Annotated in this window: 1 protein-coding gene; it reads left to right on the forward strand. The window is 32.9% G+C overall.

Features of this window, described 5'->3' with window-relative positions; translation table 11 throughout:
• Positions 1-225: 225 nt before the first annotated feature.
• A partial coding sequence (locus RWY47_RS09245) for a rubredoxin-like domain-containing protein (protein WP_316030303.1) occupies positions 226-565 on the forward strand: 340 nt, incomplete at its 3' end.

Here is a 565-nt window from a genome sequence, read left to right on the forward strand (position 1 = left end):
GTAAAGATGAAGCTAGACATGGAAAAGCATTCTTAGGATTATTAAATAGACATTTTGGGAAATAATATATAGAGATTGGATAAATAACTTAAATATATATCTAAAAATGTGTTTAAAGTAACATATTTTGGGTATATATTTAGGCACTAGGAAAAACGTTAACAAATTAATGATAATTAACGTGGAAAATTAAAAATTACATTAAATACAGGGAGGATTTTAAACATGAAAAAATTTGTTTGTACAGTATGCGGATATATACATGAAGGAGAAACAGCACCAGAGATTTGTCCAGTATGTAAAGTTGGAGCTGATAAGTTCGAAGAAATGAAAGGTGAAATGGTTTGGGCAGACGAGCATAGAATAGGAGTAGCTCAAGGAATAGATCCAGAAGTAATAGAAGGGTTAAGAGCTAACTTCACAGGTGAATGTACAGAAGTAGGAATGTACTTAGCAATGAGTCGTCAAGCAGACAGAGAAGGATACCCAGAAGTAGCAGAAGCATATAAAAGAATAGCATTTGAAGAAGCAGAACATGCAGCTAAATTTGCAGAGCTATTAGGAG

The sequence above is a fragment of the Paraclostridium sp. MRS3W1 genome (assembly GCF_032465715.1).
Classification (GTDB): Bacteria; Bacillota; Clostridia; order Peptostreptococcales; family Peptostreptococcaceae; genus Paraclostridium; species Paraclostridium dentum.